General features: G+C 45.1%; 18 protein-coding genes. 4 read left to right on the forward strand and 14 right to left on the reverse strand.

Going from position 1 to position 17,768, the window contains the following annotated elements:
- Positions 1-6 precede the first annotated feature (6 nt).
- Positions 7-687 (reverse strand): hypothetical protein, encoded by a 681-nt coding sequence (locus OL444_RS00475; RefSeq protein WP_264751997.1) that lies wholly within the window; start codon positions 685-687, stop codon positions 7-9.
- A 248-nt stretch (positions 688-935) separates the two neighbouring features.
- Positions 936-2,243: a M20/M25/M40 family metallo-hydrolase gene (locus tag OL444_RS00480; protein ID WP_264735216.1), complete on the reverse strand. Its 1,308-nt coding sequence runs from the start codon at positions 2,241-2,243 to the stop codon at positions 936-938.
- Between the two features lie 286 nt (positions 2,244-2,529).
- Here OL444_RS00480 and ruvB point away from each other — a divergent pair, with 286 nt between their 5' ends.
- A complete protein-coding gene (gene ruvB / locus OL444_RS00485; RefSeq protein ID WP_264735215.1) occupies positions 2,530-3,558 on the forward strand; it encodes a Holliday junction branch migration DNA helicase RuvB in 1,029 nt (342 codons plus the stop codon).
- A gap of 79 nt (positions 3,559-3,637) precedes the next feature.
- On the opposite strand, the gene OL444_RS00490 is transcribed toward ruvB, so the two are convergent.
- The 3 genes from OL444_RS00490 to OL444_RS00500 form a co-directional block, all read right to left on the reverse strand.
- Complete coding sequence (locus OL444_RS00490) at positions 3,638-4,339, reverse strand: response regulator transcription factor (RefSeq protein ID WP_264735214.1); 702 nt, start codon at positions 4,337-4,339, stop codon at positions 3,638-3,640.
- Between the two features lie 123 nt (positions 4,340-4,462).
- Entirely contained in the window at positions 4,463-5,251 is a 789-nt protein-coding gene (locus tag OL444_RS00495; protein ID WP_264735213.1) for a DUF3108 domain-containing protein, read from the reverse strand.
- 9 nt (positions 5,252-5,260) lie between these two features.
- Positions 5,261-6,250, reverse strand: a complete 990-nt coding sequence (locus tag OL444_RS00500) for a lysylphosphatidylglycerol synthase domain-containing protein (RefSeq protein ID WP_307735020.1) — start codon at positions 6,248-6,250, stop codon at positions 5,261-5,263.
- Positions 6,251-6,281: 31 nt separating this feature from the next.
- On the opposite strand from OL444_RS00500, the gene ruvC reads away from it, so the two are divergent.
- Positions 6,282-6,842: a crossover junction endodeoxyribonuclease RuvC gene (gene ruvC / locus OL444_RS00505; RefSeq protein ID WP_264735212.1), complete on the forward strand. Its 561-nt coding sequence runs from the start codon at positions 6,282-6,284 to the stop codon at positions 6,840-6,842.
- 186 nt (positions 6,843-7,028) lie between these two features.
- Entirely contained in the window at positions 7,029-7,724 is a 696-nt protein-coding gene (locus tag OL444_RS00510) for a response regulator transcription factor (protein ID WP_264735211.1), read from the forward strand.
- Positions 7,725-7,727: 3 nt separating this feature from the next.
- On the opposite strand, the gene OL444_RS00515 is transcribed toward OL444_RS00510, so the two are convergent.
- From OL444_RS00515 to rsmA, 4 genes are all read right to left on the reverse strand, one after another.
- Positions 7,728-8,117: an HIT family protein gene (locus OL444_RS00515; protein WP_264735210.1), complete on the reverse strand. Its 390-nt coding sequence runs from the start codon at positions 8,115-8,117 to the stop codon at positions 7,728-7,730.
- Between the two features lie 135 nt (positions 8,118-8,252).
- Positions 8,253-8,726, reverse strand: coding sequence for a transcription elongation factor GreA (greA, locus tag OL444_RS00520; RefSeq protein WP_264735209.1), 474 nt, complete (start codon positions 8,724-8,726; stop codon positions 8,253-8,255).
- A gap of 185 nt (positions 8,727-8,911) precedes the next feature.
- Entirely contained in the window at positions 8,912-9,841 is a 930-nt protein-coding gene (locus OL444_RS00525; RefSeq protein WP_264735208.1) for an NAD(P)-dependent oxidoreductase, read from the reverse strand.
- Entirely contained in the window at positions 9,838-10,590 is a 753-nt protein-coding gene (gene rsmA / locus OL444_RS00530) for a 16S rRNA (adenine(1518)-N(6)/adenine(1519)-N(6))-dimethyltransferase RsmA (protein WP_264735207.1), read from the reverse strand. Before rsmA ends, OL444_RS00525 begins: the two co-directional genes overlap by 4 nt.
- 125 nt (positions 10,591-10,715) lie before the next feature.
- On the opposite strand from rsmA, the gene pdxA reads away from it, so the two are divergent.
- Positions 10,716-11,777: a 4-hydroxythreonine-4-phosphate dehydrogenase PdxA gene (gene pdxA / locus OL444_RS00535; protein ID WP_264735206.1), complete on the forward strand. Its 1,062-nt coding sequence runs from the start codon at positions 10,716-10,718 to the stop codon at positions 11,775-11,777.
- Positions 11,778-11,787: 10 nt separating this feature from the next.
- On the opposite strand, the gene OL444_RS00540 is transcribed toward pdxA, so the two are convergent.
- From OL444_RS00540 to OL444_RS00560, 5 genes are all read right to left on the reverse strand, one after another.
- Positions 11,788-12,096: a winged helix-turn-helix domain-containing protein gene (locus OL444_RS00540; RefSeq protein WP_264735205.1), complete on the reverse strand. Its 309-nt coding sequence runs from the start codon at positions 12,094-12,096 to the stop codon at positions 11,788-11,790.
- Between the two features lie 89 nt (positions 12,097-12,185).
- A complete protein-coding gene (locus OL444_RS00545) occupies positions 12,186-12,833 on the reverse strand; it encodes a hypothetical protein (protein WP_264735204.1) in 648 nt (215 codons plus the stop codon).
- 12 nt (positions 12,834-12,845) lie between these two features.
- Positions 12,846-15,002 (reverse strand): TonB-dependent receptor, encoded by a 2,157-nt coding sequence (locus OL444_RS00550; RefSeq protein ID WP_264735203.1) that lies wholly within the window; start codon positions 15,000-15,002, stop codon positions 12,846-12,848.
- Between the two features lie 88 nt (positions 15,003-15,090).
- The gene (locus OL444_RS00555) at positions 15,091-16,743 is read right to left on the reverse strand and encodes a tetratricopeptide repeat protein (RefSeq protein WP_264735201.1); all 1,653 of its coding nucleotides are present in this window, start codon (positions 16,741-16,743) and stop codon (positions 15,091-15,093) included.
- A gap of 16 nt (positions 16,744-16,759) precedes the next feature.
- The gene (locus tag OL444_RS00560) at positions 16,760-17,755 is read right to left on the reverse strand and encodes a PorP/SprF family type IX secretion system membrane protein (RefSeq protein WP_264735200.1); all 996 of its coding nucleotides are present in this window, start codon (positions 17,753-17,755) and stop codon (positions 16,760-16,762) included.
- Between the last annotated feature and the right edge of the window lie 13 nt (positions 17,756-17,768).

The raw sequence follows: 17,768 nt of genomic DNA on the forward strand, positions 1-17,768 counted from the left end.
CTGTTTTTAGTTATGACTATGTTCAACAGACATACTGTTCTCCAGTGAATTCACCACTTTGTCGTGCAGTTTACTGTTCACATTCACATTGATCGTTAATTTACCCTCGGTAAAAGAGCCTGTGAAGTCTCCGATCTGGAGTTTGTTCAGGATCAGGTCCATAGAGATTTTCAGGGAACCTTTCCAGTCAATCTTCGTATCGGTTACCACTACATCTTTACCATTGGCTTTCAGTTCAATTTTACCGGACAACAGAATTTCCATAGGAATTTTCTTACCTGCCCAGGTTAATTTACCTTTTAATTTTACCACCGGATTATTTTTGTCGCCTTCCGCTCTGGCATACACTTTTACGGACTGATAAGTCCCTTTCGGAATCTTGATGGCGCCCAGCAGGAAAGGTACTTTTTTCAGGTCTATCTGCCGATCAGTTTTCAATGAAAAATCTACCTCATCAACGCCTCGTTTTGCAGAAAAGCGGATTTCTCTCAGCCGTGCCGTAGCGGTATCCCAGGTAATATCAAAACCGCCGGATGCATCTTTTGCCATAGACTTATCGCCAACAATAGCGGATAAACGGCCGGATGCATCTGGTGTTAAGGTGTACGTAGGATTAATGGCAGAAATTTCATAACTCACACTCGCTGCATCCTTGTCGTCTATAGGTGGTTGATCTGGCTTGGACATATCCTTGTTTGAGCAAGAAGATAACACCATGGTGGCGAGGCCCAGGGCCCCAAAAAAGTGTAGGAATCCGGTTTTCATATCGATATGGTTTTAAATGACTAAAGGGGAGTTATACAGGTCGTAAAAATAAAAATTATTTCGGAAAATAAAACGTTCCAATGTTAAATAAAAAAGATTGATCCGGTTGCCAGTGGCGGAACCGGATCAATATATGATGCGTACATCAGATGAGTATATGATATAAGCGACTACTCCTTCATCGGATCAATTCGTGTAGGCGTATCCGTCCCTCCAATAATGGTTTTGGCACTGGTAGCAATAGCTTTAATGATATCGGTGATATTCGTTACATCCAGTGATTCCAGTTCATCATTCACGGTATGATACAGTTTGTCCTTATCTATCTGCGTCGTGGAAATTGTATGTGCCGGTACGCCCAGTTTGGCCAGGGTAGCATTGTCTGAACGATAAAACAGGTTTTGCTCCGGATAAGGGTCCGGATAGAAATGGAAGGCAGAACCTTTCAGGTTACGTTGCAGAATGGTACCAAAATCAGATTTTTCAAAACCAGTGATAAAGGCACTGTTCTTACCAAATTTGGATTCCTTACCAATCATCTCGATATTAAACATGGCCACTACTTTATCCGGATCCTGTTTTTCTGAAAAATATCCAGAACCATAGCCGCCGGATTCTTCTGCCGTAAACGCTACAAAAATAATAGAGCGTGCCGGGCGTGATTGCTTAAAGTGTTTGGCCAGCATAATCACAGCGGTAGTACCGGAAGCATCATCATCTGCCCCGTTGGCGATACTGTCGCCCGCCACCGCAGGCAAAATACCCAGGTGATCGTAGTGACCTGAAAACACCACATATTCATCCGGCTTTTTACTGCCTTTGATCATACCCGCGATATTGGTAAAAGGCTGGCTCACCACTTCCCGGGTGAGCGATACAGACCAGGGCAGACTATCGGCCACCGGTTCTTTTTCCAGCACCATCAACAATTGCGGTTGTGCATCACCGGTGGATTGTACATCTTCCGGACGATCATGAAAACGTTCTGCAAATGAAGCATTTAATCCGCCCAGGTAACCTTCCAGGGCCGGATCCAGCCATACCAATGTATTTTTTTCCCGTTTATTGCCCTGACGCAGTAAAGGCAGTAAGGTATTGAGGTCTTTCACATGCACCACGTTGTAACTGGTGTCTTTTTCCCAACGGATACTGGTGGCCTTACCTACCGGAATTACCGGCCAGTTGCGTTCCTGTCCGTTGATCTGCAAACGGGTTTGGGTAACCTTCAGGCTGTATTTGGCAAACTGTTGCCGGAAATTTTTCTCTCCCGCCAATGGTTGCAATCCGGCTTTCTGAAATTCGCTGCTGATAAACTGTGCTGCTTTTTCAATACCTGGAGTGCCGGGCCTGCGGCCTTGCATATCGTCTGCCGCCAGGGTACTGATAATGCGGCTTACTTCTTTTTCTTTAATGTCCTGTGCATGCACCATTGTGCTCCAACAGCTGGCAGTGACAAATAATAACAATGTTCTTTTCATACGAGCGGGTAATCTTTTGTTGTCTACGTTGATAAACGGTTACATTTAAGGTGACGGTACTAAAATACTAAAGTGTCCGCACAGGTACTTACAGTACTGCAGATTTGCTATGCTACCGGCAACAACCAGGTGAGGCAGGTATACCGGCAGTATAAACAGCCGTATTAAATATATAAAAATAAACCATCCATTGTACGCTCCTCGTGCAGGAATTGCCGGAAACCGTCCGCCGGGAATTCCGCCGCCCCCAAATATTAATTACGTATTTTTGGGCACTTACTGTATTATGTCGAATCAGCCTTTAAGACCAGACGAACATCATCTCAGCACAGCTGAGAAAGAATTTGAGAATAGTATACGTCCCCGGGAGATCATTGATTTTTCGGGACAGGACCAGATTATTGATAACCTGAAAATATTTATCAAAGCGGCCAAAATGCGTGGCGAAGCACTGGACCACGTATTGTTTCATGGCCCTCCCGGATTGGGGAAAACCACCCTCTCGCGCATTGTGGCCAATGAGATGGGCGTTAGCATCAAAGAAACTTCCGGGCCGGTCATTGAAAAACCCGGCGACCTCGCCGGTTTGCTGACCAACCTGGAAAATAAAGACGTACTGTTCATTGATGAAATACACCGACTGAGTACCGTCGTGGAAGAGTACCTGTATTCTGCCATGGAAGATTACCGGATCGATATCATGATAGATACCGGTCCCAGTGCACGTGCCATTCAGCTGACCTTACATCCGTTTACACTGATAGGCGCCACTACCCGATCCGGCCTGCTGACAGCCCCTTTGCTGTCGCGGTTTGGGATTAAGTCGCGGCTGGAATACTACAACGCGGCCACCTTGCAGAAGATCATCTGGCGTGCAGCAGGACTGCTGGGCACCAAAATTACCTCTGATGCAGCCAGCGAAATCGCCCGCCGCTCCCGGGGTACCCCCCGTATTGCAAATGGCCTGCTGCGCCGCGTACGCGACTTTGCACAGGTAGTAGGCAATGGTATCATTGATCTGGACATTGCCCAATTGAGCCTCAAAGCCCTCAATGTAGACGAATATGGCCTGGATGAAATGGATAACCGGATTTTACAGGTTATCATTGAGAATTTCAAGGGAGGGCCGGTGGGTATCACCACCATTGCTACCGCAGTAGGAGAAGAAGCCGGCACACTGGAAGAAGTGTATGAACCTTTCCTTATCCAGGAAGGTTTTATGAAACGTACCCCACGGGGCAGGGAAGTAACGCCTAAAGCCTATACGCATCTGGGAAAAACACCGTTCCAGGGAGGCACTAATCTTTTATTCTGATATCATCTGCATAAAATAAAACAGCGCCGGGTAATCAGATTACCCGGCGCTGTTGTTTTATCTGAAAAGAGATGATTGTTTAGTCTTTCACCACCAGTCTGAAACCATTTCCGTGAATATTCACGATTTCAATGTTGCTGTCTTCCTTCAGGTATTTACGCAGTTTGGCGATGTATACGTCCATACTGCGGCCATTGAAGTAGGTATCGCTGCCCCATATCTTTTTCAATGCCAGCTCCCGTGGTAACAGGTCATTTTTATGTTCGCACAGCATATGCAGCAGTTCATTTTCCTTCGGCGACAACGTATGTGATTCTCCGTTATGTCCCAGCGTACGCAGGCGGGAGTTAAACTTATAGGAGCCGATCTCAAATTCGTGTACTTCTTCTTCCTTGCTGTTCAGCTCCTGGTTACGTTTCAGGATAGCTTTAATTTTCAGCAGCAGTAATTCGCTGTCGAATGGTTTGGAGATATAATCATCCGCGCCCAGTTTGTATCCCTGGATAATATCTTCCTTCATGGTTTTGGCCGACAGGAAAAAGAGCGGAATATCGGGGTCTACGTCCCTGATTTCTTCTGCCAGTTTAAAGCCGTCCATATTGGGCATCATAATATCCAACAGGCAAATGTCGAACTTCTCCCGGCGGAAGGCAGCCAATGCAAGGATACCATCCCGGCACAGCTCCACATCATAGTCATTCAATTCCAGGTAGTTTTTCAACACCATACCCAAATTGGTATCATCTTCAGCCAGTAATATTTTCGGTTTACGTTCTTCCATAATCATAAAGGGTTGATTATAACAAATATAAAGTTTTTCTACGGCACGGAAGGTCGTTAAAATTTGGGCTTATCCAGTCAAATAAATTGTTAAAACTGCTGCTGTAGCGGATTATTACAGGTATTACTTCTTTAACAGGGAGGTAAACGGATGCCGCAGGTTCCCGTAACCAATCATATCTACGATAATATTGCCGACAGAGATGGGGCTTTCGATACGCAGGGGAATTTTATTGGCATCGTCGCTCACCCATACCGTCATTTTTTCCCCCCCTTCAAAAATAGTCCCTTTAATCAGCAGGGGTTTGAATTTGATGGCCCTGAATTTACCGAATTTGGTATTAATTTCTTCTGTACCCAGGTAGCGGATGTAGATATTATACACCTCATCGTCCAGGAACATGGCAAAAGGGATTTTATCTCCCACATTATACCGGCCAAAATCAATGTTGCGGGCATAGTAGATGGCGCTGACCACATCCTGTACACAGGGAGGAACCGTAAAGGTACCGTTGGTACTCACGGCCTGATGGGCAGCCTGATTAAATACCACATTGTTGTAGATTTTGTATCCGCCTTCGCTTACATTCCGCAGGAACTTGAGGGGTTGCATGGTAGCCGTATCGATAAAACTTTCGTACTTATCGCGTACTTTAAATACCCAGTCATATGCCCGGTAGGTTTTACCATCACCGGTTACATGATAAACATCGCGGTTGGCAAACCGTTCCAAAGCGCAGGTGAAGGTGGCTTCACCGGCACCTACATACATTTTCCCGAGGTTATAGAATACTTTCAGGGTAATGGTTTCACCAGCATTGAAACTGGTATTGCGGATAGAGCAAAAATCATTTTGCGCTTTTGTGGGTTGAACACAGGAGAGTCCTAAGATGATGAGTAGAAGATACCTCATTGCTGGAAGCTATTTTTCCTTAAAAATTTTTACTCCTAAAAGCAGCACACTACCTAATACGGCCGGCAACACCAGATTAATCAACCAGATCCCTACAGTGGCCGCTATGATAGCTGCCGTGTTGGTACTGAGTAAACCGAGAAAGAAGATGCTGACTTTTCCGCGGAGTCCCAGTTCGGCGATGGCAATGGTAGGCACTACTGCCATTACCAGGTAAATAACACTATTTAATAAAAAGGCCTGCCACCACAAGAATTCCAGTCCCAGGGCGTCCAACAAAATCAAATACTGTGCCGAGAAGACCACATACCGGAGGGCTGAAAGCAGCAACAGGTAACGCAAATCTCCGGATGAGTATTTCACAATAATCTGTACAAACACTTTTATTTTTCGCAAAAGGGGCACTTTCTCAAAAACAGCCAGAATTATTCGTAACCGAAAATATAACAATATCGTCAGCACACAAATTACTATCAGCAACCCTAATAATATTTTATACCAGATACTGGCAGGCATTGGCCCATTTCCCTTTGCCAGCGCGAAGTTATTCAGGTAATAGATCAGTCCAATTAACCCAAAAATAACAGTCACTATCAGCTGACTGAAGCTACCAACTATCGTTGCTGCAATAGCTTTGAGCTTATTATGATTTTTAAGATATAAGATACGACCACCGTACTCGCCTACACGATTAGGGGTATTAATAGATAAAGATACCCCGGAAAGAATAGCGCTGAAGGCTCTTAAAAAAGAAATCTCCTGTAATGGCTTCACCAGCTTTTGCCACTTCCTGGCTTCGAGTCCCCAGTTGATAAGCATAAATATCAACACCAGCAAGATGCCCATCCAGCCTTTCTTTTCGAGTGATTCCCCCATATGCCGCAATGATTCCCGGAGGTTATCGCGGTGAATCAGTTGTGTATATATAGAGTATGCCAGCCATGTAAAAAGCCCTGCGCCTAATAAGTAATTGAGGATTATTTTGGTACTTTTGTTCAGATATTAAAATTTTGGCAAAAATAACCTGTGGTTGGCAAACAAGTCAAAAATAATTCTCGGCATTGACCCCGGAACGCTCGTAATGGGCTATGGGCTTATACTTATAGAAGGTAAAAAAGCCAGTCTGATTGAAATGGACGTGCTGAAACTCTCTAAATTCAAAGATCACTACGAAAGGCTACAACTGATTCACGCCCGGGTAAACGAAATAATACTGCAGCATAAACCTACCAGTTTTGCCATTGAAGCACCCTTCTTTGGCAAGAATGTGCAAAGTATGCTGAAACTGGGCCGGGCCCAGGGTGTAGCCATTGCTACTGCCATGCAGGCCGGGGTACCGGTAACGGAATATTCTCCCAAAAAAGTGAAGCAATCTGTCACAGGCAACGGTAATGCCGACAAAGAGCAGGTCTGGAAAATGCTGCAACATATTCTTCAGGTTTCAGAACGCCCGGATTATTTTGATGCGACAGATGCGCTGGCGGTAGCGGTTTGTCACTTCTACCAGGAAAGCAGTCCATTGGCGGGCATATCCAAAGGAAAGGGGTGGGAAAAATTCCTGCAACAGCACCCCGATAGAATTGTACGGTGAAATCAGTTATAGAAAAGCTTATTTTATAAATCCGTAAATTGTAGTTACTTTGGTTTAAATTGTTCATCCTATTAAAAAGCTAACCGGCCGTATTCCGGGAAATAGCTACACTATGAAAAAAAACCATCATTTGTTATACACCGATTGTATAGCAAGCTTTTTTATATTAATCAGCATCAGGCAGATATGAAAGCAAGAATCCTATTGGTGGAAGATGATCAATATATTGGTGCGGTAACAAAAAAACGATTGGAAGAAGCTGGCTATGAAGTAGTGCACAGTATAGACGGTCAGGCAGCCTGGGAACAATTCCAGTTACGCTCATTCGATATTTGTTTGCTCGATGTCGTCATGCCTAAAAAAGACGGTCTTACACTGGCGCAGCAGATCCGCGAAATTAATGATAACGTTCCCATATTATTCCTGACATCCAAAAATGAAAAGGAAGACAGAATAGCCGGACTTCAAACCGGAGCAGATGATTATATCAGTAAGCCGTTCAGCATGCAGGAGCTGATTCTCCGCATTGAGGTTTTTCTCAAACGGACGATGAAACAGAATATAGACAAGGCCCATATTTTTGCCATCGGCAAACTTACCTTCGACTATGACGATCTGCGGCTGTATAATGAATCCGGCGAAATATCTATCTCCCTTACCCAGAAAGAAGCTGAATTGTTAAGATACCTGTGTAATAATCCTAATAAAACGCTGAAAAGAGAAGATATCCTGTCACATGTGTGGGGAAAAGATGATTATTTCCTGGGGCGTAGTATGGATGTTTTTGTCACCAAGCTCCGGAAACATTTTAAATCAGATCCGCAGGTTAAACTGGAAACACTGCATGGCATAGGATTTCGCTTCAATATTCCAGGGAAATAAAGACTATAGGGCTGCAATAATCTGCGCCTGTATCTCCTTAAACTGTTCAGGGGTCAGTTCCAGCTTACGACGGGAAAAATTCATGTCATCTGCCGAATTGATGGGGATCAGGTGCATATGTGCATGTGGTACTTCCAACCCTACCACACTTACGCCTATACGATTGCAGGGAATCACACGCTCAATGGCCTGGGCTATCGGACGGGCAAATACCAGCCATTCCTGTAACCATTCATCGGGAACATCAAAAAACTTGTCGGTTTCTATTTTGGGAATTACCAGTGTATGCCCTTTCACCAAAGGGAAAATATCCAGGAAAGCATAAAAACGATCATTTTCCGCAATCTTGTAACTAGGAATTTCGCCCTTGATAATTTTTGTGAAGATGGTCATAAGTATTGTCTATTTTGAGTTGAGAGTTTCCGGTATATCTTGAATTGGGTTCTATTCAACATCAGGTGTATACTGAAATGAAAAGGGGCTGCATCTGCTGCGCCCCTTCAAATATCGTAAAAAAGGCGTAAGCCTTTATGCGGAAATATGATCTATCTTAAATTTGATAAGCCCGTTAGGCACCTGTACATCAGCTACATCACCTACCTGCTTGCCCAGCAATCCTTTACCAATCGGAGATGTTACAGATATTTTACCGGCTTTCAGATCTGCTTCTGTTTCAGAAACAAGCTGGTAAGTAACCGTTTTTTTATTGGCAACGTTGGTAATTGTTACTTTACACAAGATAGACACCTTAGACGTATCAATAGAGTCCGCGTCTACAATCCGTGAAGTAGCAATGGCATTTTCCAGTGTGGCAATCTTGGCTTCATGTAAACCCTGTGCTTCCTTGGCGGCATCATATTCGGCATTTTCCTTCAAGTCACCCTTTTCTCTGGCTTCAGCGATTGCCCTTGCAATCTCTGCCCGGCCCTTTGTTTTCAGAAGGGACAGTTCACTCATCATTTGGTCCAGGGTTTCTTTCGTAACGTAGTTTATGCCAGACATAACCTGCTGTGTTTTTTTTGGTTATAAGAAAAAAAAATCAACGCCTCCATTTGCACAGAAGCGTTGTTTACTGGTGTTATTGCAAATATAATGAATTTTGGATAAAGAAAAACAATGGTCTTTTCCGAATCAAATAACTTGATAATCAGTCATTTAATTCGAATTCCTAAATCCAGGGGATGGATTTATATAATATTCAGTTTCTCTAATACAATACGTGCCATCTTAATGCTGGCTTCATGCGAATATCCCGCAATATGCGGTGTTACCACCACGTTGGATGCCTGCAGAAAATACGCCAGCTGCTCCTGTTCTGTTGCGGAATAAGTACTCATTTTTTCATTCTCCAACACATCCAGACAAGCACCTGCCACCACTCCATTCTCCAACGCTGCAATCAGATCGCTGTTATTTACCAGTTTACCACGGGCCGTATTCATAAACCATACCGGCCGGGCAAACGATTTAAAAAATGCCATATCGGCCATATGCCGCGTTTCTTCCGTAAGCGGCAAATGTATACTCACTACATCAGACTCCCGGAATACCTGTTCCAGCGTAGCTTCTTTTACAGCAGCCGTACCAAAACCTTCCTTGTATTTATCATATGCCAGGATGTTAACGTCGAACCCCTGCAGCTTACGTGCAAAGGTGCTGCCGGTATTTCCATAGCCAATAATACCTACTGTTTTCCCGTTCAGCTCATAGCCCCGGTTACCGTCACGTTCCCATACACCAGCCCTCAGCTCCAGGTTACTCTTCAACACATTATTCAACAGGCACAATAACATACCTACTGCCTGCTCTCCTACTGCATCCCGGTTACCTTCCGGACTGCTGGCGCAATGAATACCTTTGCTTTCGGCATAAGGCACATCTATCAGCTCCATACCGGAACCCAGACGGCCTATCCATTGCAGCATCGTGGCCTGGTCTATTATCTGCTTATCTACCCGGATACGGGTGGTGACAATCAATCCTACAAAATCTTTGATGGCACTCTTTACTTCATCATAGGTAACGGCCGGCTGATAGCTCACTTCAAATCCTTTTCCTTCCAGTTGTTCTATCAGGTAAGGATGCACTTTCGCTGTAACTAATACTTTCCTGCTCATAACATCTTGTGGGATAATGCTGCAAAATCAGCCACACTCAATTCTTCCGCTCTTTTTGTGAAGATTGGGTCCTGTAGCAGCTCCTTGTCAAACATCGTTTTCAGTGGATTACGCAACTGTTTGCGGCGCTGGTTAAAAGCAGTTTTTACCAGCACAAAAAATTTCCGCTCCGAAGCAATATCGGCCGGTTGCTCCAGCCTCGTAAGGCGGATAACGGCGGATTTCACCTTGGGAGGCGGATTAAAGCAATTCTCATGTACCTCAAACAAATACTCAATTTTGTAAAAGGCCTGTAACAGTACACTCAGGATACCATATTCCTTATTCCCGTGCGGAGCCGCAATACGCTGCGCCACTTCCTTCTGGAACATCCCCACAACAACATCCACCTGGGAACGCCATTCCAGCACCTTAAACATAATCTGCGTAGAAATATTATACGGGAAATTGCCGATCAGGTTGAACGGGCCTTCAAAAGGAGACACTGCATCCAGGATGCTGACATTGATCAGCTTACCCTGAATGGCCGGGTAAGTCTTTTCCAGGTACTGTACTTTTTCCGTATCCAGTTCTATGGCTTTGAAATCAATACCTGGCAGCTGCAACAGGTACTTCGTAATAGCACCGCCGCCCGGGCCTACTTCCAGCACTTGCTGGCCTTCAATTACAGGTAACGATTCTACAATTTGCCTGCACATATTTTCATCTGTGAGGAAATGCTGACCGAGTGATTTTTTTAATGTATACATGTGTGAAAGGCAAAGATAAGGTTTTCACACTTAGTGGTCCATATTTCGCAGTCGCGCTTCCCGGAACTGTTTGCTAAACGCTATCTGCTAAAAGCTTATATTTGCCCCTCATTGAGGCAAACAGCATGAGTAACACCCATATCAACAAGCCTGTTTTAGGCATCACCATCGGTGATATCAACAGCATCGGCGCAGAAATTATCATCAAAACGTTTATAGATACGCGGATGATGGAGCTTTGCACGCCGGTGATCTTTGCATCCAACAAAACCATCAACTTTTACCGGAAGCTGATGAATGAGAATAACTTTAACTACCAAAGCATCAAAGACTTTACCCGGCTTAATCATAAGCAGGTAAATGTGTATAACTGCTGGGAAGAAGAAGTACAGATCACCCCGGGAGTACTGAATGAAGCCGGCGGTAAATACGCTGCCCGCGCGCTGGAAGTAGCCATTCAATGCCTGAAGGAAGGTCAGATACACGGACTGGTAACAGCCCCGATCCATAAAAACAATGTTCAAAGCGAACATTTCAACTATACCGGACATACGCCCTATCTCAAAGCCGCTTTCGAGGCTAAGGATGTGCTGATGTTTATGACTGCAGATAATATGCGGGTAGGCCTGCTCACCGAGCATGTACCACTGGCAGAAGTAGCCCGGTATGTAACAAAAGAAAATATCCTGGGTAAGTTACAGCTGATGAAAGACAGCCTGGTAAAAGACTTTGGTATTGATAACCCCCGTATTGCCGTATTGGGCCTGAACCCACATGCCGGTGATGATGGACTGATTGGCAAAGAAGAGATTGAGCAGATTACGCCGGCAATCCGGCAGGCGAAGGCCAATGGCACGCTTTGTTTTGGCCCTTACAGCGCCGATGCATTCTTTGCCCGTGAAATGTACCGCCAGTTCGATGGCGTACTCGCCATGTACCACGATCAGGGTCTTATACCGTTTAAATCACTGGCCAGCGGAGAAGGTATCAACTATACAGCAGGTCTTGATATTGTACGTACCTCCCCCGACCACGGCACTGCCTTCGACATCGCAGGGAAAAATGTAGCCGATCCCAGTTCCTTCAGACAGGCTATCTTCACCTGCCTGGATATCATGGAACAGCGGATACGGTATGCACTCAACACAAGAAATCCGTTAAAGAAAACAGAACTCGCATCTGAATAGAAGATAATGCTCAGCTTTTTGAGGTTCTCTTCCCCACATTCAGATAAGACTGTATCGAAGTAACATAGTTTTCAAAAGCCTTTTTACCCGCAGCGGTGATTTTACACATCGTTTGCGGGTAATTATCTTTAAACTGTTTAACAACAGTAATGTAAGCTGCATCCCGTAGCTTATTGATCTGCACACTTAAATTACCGGCAGTTGCATTGGTTTTTTCTTTCAGCCAGGTAAACTCTGCTTCCTGCTCACTCACCAGCAATGATATGATCGCCAACCGCAACTGGGAATGTAAAACCGGATCCAGCTCTTTAAAGTCCATTTCTGTTGATTTTAAATTAAGCTGTTTTGCTGTTTGATTATTTTAGAAAAAATAACCAAACAGCAAAACAACGAATATAATGTTTTGGGCTATTTTGCCTTCGTCAGTAATTCACGGGTATGCTGTATGCCCCATGTAGGTGCAATAGGACTCTCTGGCTTAAAAGCAGCAAATTTCTGCAAAGCCAGTTCAAGTGTTGCTTTCCCTTTTACCTTATCGCCCCCCCACTGTTCCGGCGTAAGCAGTAAGGACTGGCCCTGTAACATATACACCCGCGGATTTTCCGGATTGTATGCTTTACCCTGTTCCAGCTGCGCCGCAGATTCCGGACCATATTTCATACCCCGGGTCATCGGATCTACAATCAGCCGTGCGGTAGCAATGAGCGACCGGATACAGGATATTTCAGAATTTTTAGGACTCAACGCTTCTGCCATATCCATATTGGCTTCTGCTTTATCTGCCAGGCCATCTATTTTTTCTTTATCCTTCGTCATCAGCGCCTGCATCACTTCACAATAACCTGCGTAGTAGTAAGGCAGCCACTGATTTTTTTCTGCTGCGGCAATCCGCTCAAAAACATTGGATTTCTGTTGCAGAACATCCGGTGCATAGGTCTTACTGCTGTCCAGTTCACCTACTTCCTTTCCCATGACACTTTCGTACTGGGCACTTTGTGCCATAGCAGCTACTGCCAGCCCGCCTGTAAATAAAAGCGATAAAAAGATTCTTTTCATATTTAATCGGAATTATAAGTTATTAATTACATCCTGACGTCTGTCGATACCGAAGTTCATAAACATGCCGAGGTAAATAAAACGCGGCACATTCGGCGTTACCTCATCCCGGCGCATACCATCGGAAGAATAACGATAGCCATATACCTGTTTGTTGCCCAGTACATTACTCACTGATAATACAAAAACAGTAAAGGCTTTGCGGATGCTGGTCAGGTAACTGGCACTTACACCTACGGAATTATACGTCATGGTTCTTTCAGACATAAATTTATCTGCCGGCAGGTTTGGATTATAATACGGCCGCCCGGTAGCAAATGTATAGGTCAGTCCCAGATTGGTACTCAGCTTCGGTAAAAAGTGTTTGTATACAATACTGGCCGTATGATTGGCCGCAAAATCAGGCTGTACACGCATCGGATAATTCAGGAAATCCCGCTTGGTATCAAGATAGGAATAAGAAATCCAGTAATCCACATTTTTAAATGTTTTACGGTCTCTCCAGAAGAATTCAATACCCTGCGCATAGCCGTCTCCGTTATTGCTGTATACCGGCGCCGTTTTTACCAGATCGCTGTATTTCTTATAGAATAACTCTGTACGGAACGTCGTAAACTTCGTCATCCGCTGATAAGTCAGTATATAATGCGTGGCTTTCATATAGCCTAAACCGTTATCCCACAGTATATACTTAGGTTCCGGTTTTTGATAATAGTCGCCATATGCAAAGGAGAACTGACTGTAGTTATCCAGCTTGTAGGCCAGGGAGGCACGCGGTGCAAAGTTCATTTTCCCCAGTACGGAAGAATATTCCGCCCGGCCGCCGGCACGTCCCATAAAGCTGGGGGTAAAGTAAATATCTGCTTCTGCAAAGGCAGCAGTATAGTTATCTGTAAAACTCATCTTCCGGCCATCAAAAGCAGAACGCTCTACCGCATACTGGTACTCACCACCCAGCCGCAGCATGGAAAAGCGGCCCAGGTTTCTGTCAAACACAATACGCGACTGGCTTAAACCGGACTGTACTTTGATGAGGGTAGGCGTCGGATGTTTACTGATCGTATCTGATACGATATCATCCGTATTGGTACTGAAAGAAGCTCCGATATACATATGCCAGTCATGGTTCAGCTTTTCGCGGTAAGTCAGATTCGTATATACGTTATTGTTACGCAGCTTAAACGATTCATTCAGACCCGGGTATTCCAGACTGGGTGTTTCAAAACCCATTTTACTCCAATTCGCATACCCATAGAATTTAAGCATCCCTGTGGCGGAAGTCTTTCTGCGGAAATTAGCAGACGTACCAATGATTTCCGGTCCCAGGTTAGGCGCCTGCTTGGGTTTGATGACATTAAAGTAAGGAGCCAGATTCGTATAATCGGCTTCTATACCGTAGGATGTTTTTTTATCTTTTGACAGATTGTCCAGGCCGGCGTTGACACCAATCAGGGATACGCCCAGCGAGGAAGAAGAACGGTCTGGCAGATCCTGGGATTCCAGTACCAGTGCAGAAGACAGGCCCTGGCCATACTGCGCGGAATAGCCCCCGCTGCTGAAGGTAGTACCTTTAAACAGGAAAGGGGAAAAACGGCCCCGCCCGGGAATATCCGGTAAGCTGCTGTAAAAAGGATTCCTTACAATCATACCGTCAATGAGGGTCTGCGTTTCATAACCGGTACCTCCCCGTACAAACAGACCTTCCCGGTCATTGGTTTGCTGGGCGCCGGGCAGGGTTTTGATCGCACTGGTCAGGTCACCATTGGCGCCGGCCGTGGTCACAATATCCAACGGTTTCAGCACAGTACCTTTTTTACTGTCACTGGCTTCAAAACTACCTGCAGAAATAGTAACCACCCGTAAGGCATTGGCCACACTTTTCATGACAATATCGACCTGCTGGGCACTACCCGTATTGATTTTTATTTCGATGGATTGATAACCGGACAACGTTGCTCCCAGTATCTGGTCGCCGGTAGTTGAAGTGGCAAAGGAAAAACTGCCATCAGCAGCTGTAGTAGCACCGTCATAGGAGCCTTTGATAAATACATTCACTCCCGGCAAAGCGCGTTTACGGCCATCAGTAATCTTCCCGCTGATCTTACCTTGCGCTAATAAACAGATAGGTGCAATAATGAACAGATATAGATAAAGGTTGAACTTCCACATGAAGGGGGATAATTTTCACCAAAAATAAACTAGTTTATATTATAAACCAAAAATTAATTCACCCCATAAAAGTAAAATCAGGTATTATTTAATGTTTACGGGGTTTACTTTTAACGGGAATCCTGGTCTCTTCCCGCTGTATTGCAGGGGCATTGATCTGCCGTGGGCAGAAGGTTTTATACAAAGTAGCCGTATCTGCTACATGACGTGTATCAAATACCAGACTGTCTGTACGGTTGGCATAATGTACCCGCACCACATATTCGGCATCCGGTTCCAGTTTGGCCACTATCTTATCGGAAGGAGGCGATAACAGATAACACCAGCCCATATCCCGGGTTTTATTATATAGGTATACACAGGTAACTGCCGGTACACATATATCCAGCTCCAGCGGAATACGCAGTAATGGCAATACCGGTGGCAGCAAACCAGGTATTGCTGCTGGTGTCGTAAAGCGATAGATATCATCTCCTCCTCTTCCACCTGCCCGGTTAGAAGCGATAAAACCTTTGTCATCCTGCTGTACATAATAAAAGTCATCTCCGGCAGAATTAAAAGGTGTGCGCAGGTTTACCGGCGCTGCCCAGCTTTGCCGGCTACCGGTTGCCCGAAAAATATCATAGCCTCCCATTCCTACCAGGCCTTTGCTGGAGAAATACAGTTCATCTGCATTATTGATAACCGGAAACGCTTCTTCATCAGGCGTATTCAGCACGCCGCAGTTTACGGGTGTACCCCAACTGTTATCCGCTTGTTTTTCACTGTACCATATATCGGTAGCGCCGGCGCCACCCGGGCGGTCAGAAGCAAAATATAAAATGTTACCGGCTTTGTTTAAAGCAGCATGTCCTGTCGAGTAGTCATTACCGTTATAAGGAAATGCAACAGGCGACTGCCACTGGTTATTTTTTTGTACAAAGATCAACAGTTCCAGCTTACGTACTCCATATACCGGCCGGTCCTTTTTCTGATAAGGTACTTTCCGCTGCGGATTGGTAACGGTTACATAGGCGGTATCACCAGCAGTTGTAAAACAAACCGGTCCCACATGAAAAGGATAATTATTGATGACTGCAGCAAAGTTTTTCACATATCCGGGTGTAGCCGTTTTATTTTCTGCTGCGTATAATTTACCGAAAGCAGCATTGTTACGGCCATAGTTATGCCGGCTCCCTTTTACAAACCACATATCATCCCGCAGGCTGTCTGACACAAACACAATCTTATCTTTATACCACACTGCTCCCCAATCATTTTCATGGCTGTTTAATCCCTGCAGGTTATGCAGCGATACCGGTAATGGCGCGGCCAGCCAGGCTGGCGCCACCTCACACCCGGCGATACGGGCGGCTACCCGCTGCGCATCCGGGTATAGCTGATACTGCTGCCGGGCAGCGGCATATTGCCCCGTGCTTTTCAGCATATCTCCATAATACAGCCTGTTGTCTGCAGCACCAGTGGAATCCTGCAGCAATTGCCCATACCAGTAAGCAGCTTTTTCATATTGATTGAATCCCCGGTAACTATCTGCCAGGCGTTGCCGGATGAAAGTGGCCTGACGGCGGCCCTGCCGCGCACGCAGCAACTTCTCGTATAATCCGGCAGCACGGGCATATTCCTCCCGCTGATAATGTATATCGGCTCTTTTCTCAACAGATAACTGCTCCTGCGCCGCTGCGCGCATACATACTAACAGTAAGGCATAAACGAAAATACAAGCGGGTAACTTTTTCATCATATCGTTGTGCATAAAATTAGAAATAGCGGGGACTGGTAATCCGGGACTTATTATTATTAAAGAGGAAGCCAATCGAAATCTCATGAGAGCCTTGTTGGTAGCCCGCCATTTTGCTGATCGTAATATCATAAGCATAACCGATTCTTAATTGGGGAGTGGCATAAAACTCCACCATAGCGCTGGCAGCATCCAGTTGTTCCAGGTCTTTATCCAAAGCAGGCTTACTCCATAATTTCACCCCCGTTCTGTAAGATCCGCCAATCCACAGCTTTTCTGCAATCAGCAGGAAAGCTGTCAGGTCTACATTGGTAGGCCCTTTAAAATCTTCCTTCACCATGATGGAAGGTTTCAGTTTCAGGTTCTCTGACAGGTCCAGCAAGTAACCGGCATTCAGGTACAGGTGCTGTGTTTTACGGATGGTTTTATAGTTATAGCCTCCCCAGTAATAACGGGTGTTGTCGGTATACAGGGAGAAAAGATCCATCACGGCTGCACCGGCATAAAAACGGGGCGTATAGTAATAAATACCAAAACGGGCATCCGGTATAATCACCGACGTTTTACCCAATGGTAATGCTTCATCCACATCATCTACATACTTCAATGCATTGCCATCGATACTGTATTGGGTAATACCACCACCGATACCAATACATAAACGCCGGGTATCATCTTCATCCAATGGAATCCGGTAGGAATAAAAGCCGTACCCGGACAAGGTTTCCTGCGGCCCCAGTTTATCAAATGTAAACTGTGCCCCCACTCCTACACGTTCATCGCGGGCATTGGTTAACCCATCTATGGAGATTGCTCCGGTTTTCGGTGCTCCCGGAAAATCTACCCATTGATGACGGTACACGGCATTTAAATACCAATCCTGCTTATATCCGGCATAGGCAGGGTTTACACTCAGCATATTAAATACATACTGGCTGAATTGTACATTTTGCTGTGCTGTAGCCTGTAACAGGCCACAGCAGCAACAAAACAGTAATATGATCCTTCTTTTCATAGTGCTGCATTTA

The sequence above is a fragment of the Chitinophaga nivalis genome (assembly GCF_025989125.1).
Taxonomy (GTDB): domain Bacteria; phylum Bacteroidota; class Bacteroidia; order Chitinophagales; family Chitinophagaceae; genus Chitinophaga; species Chitinophaga nivalis.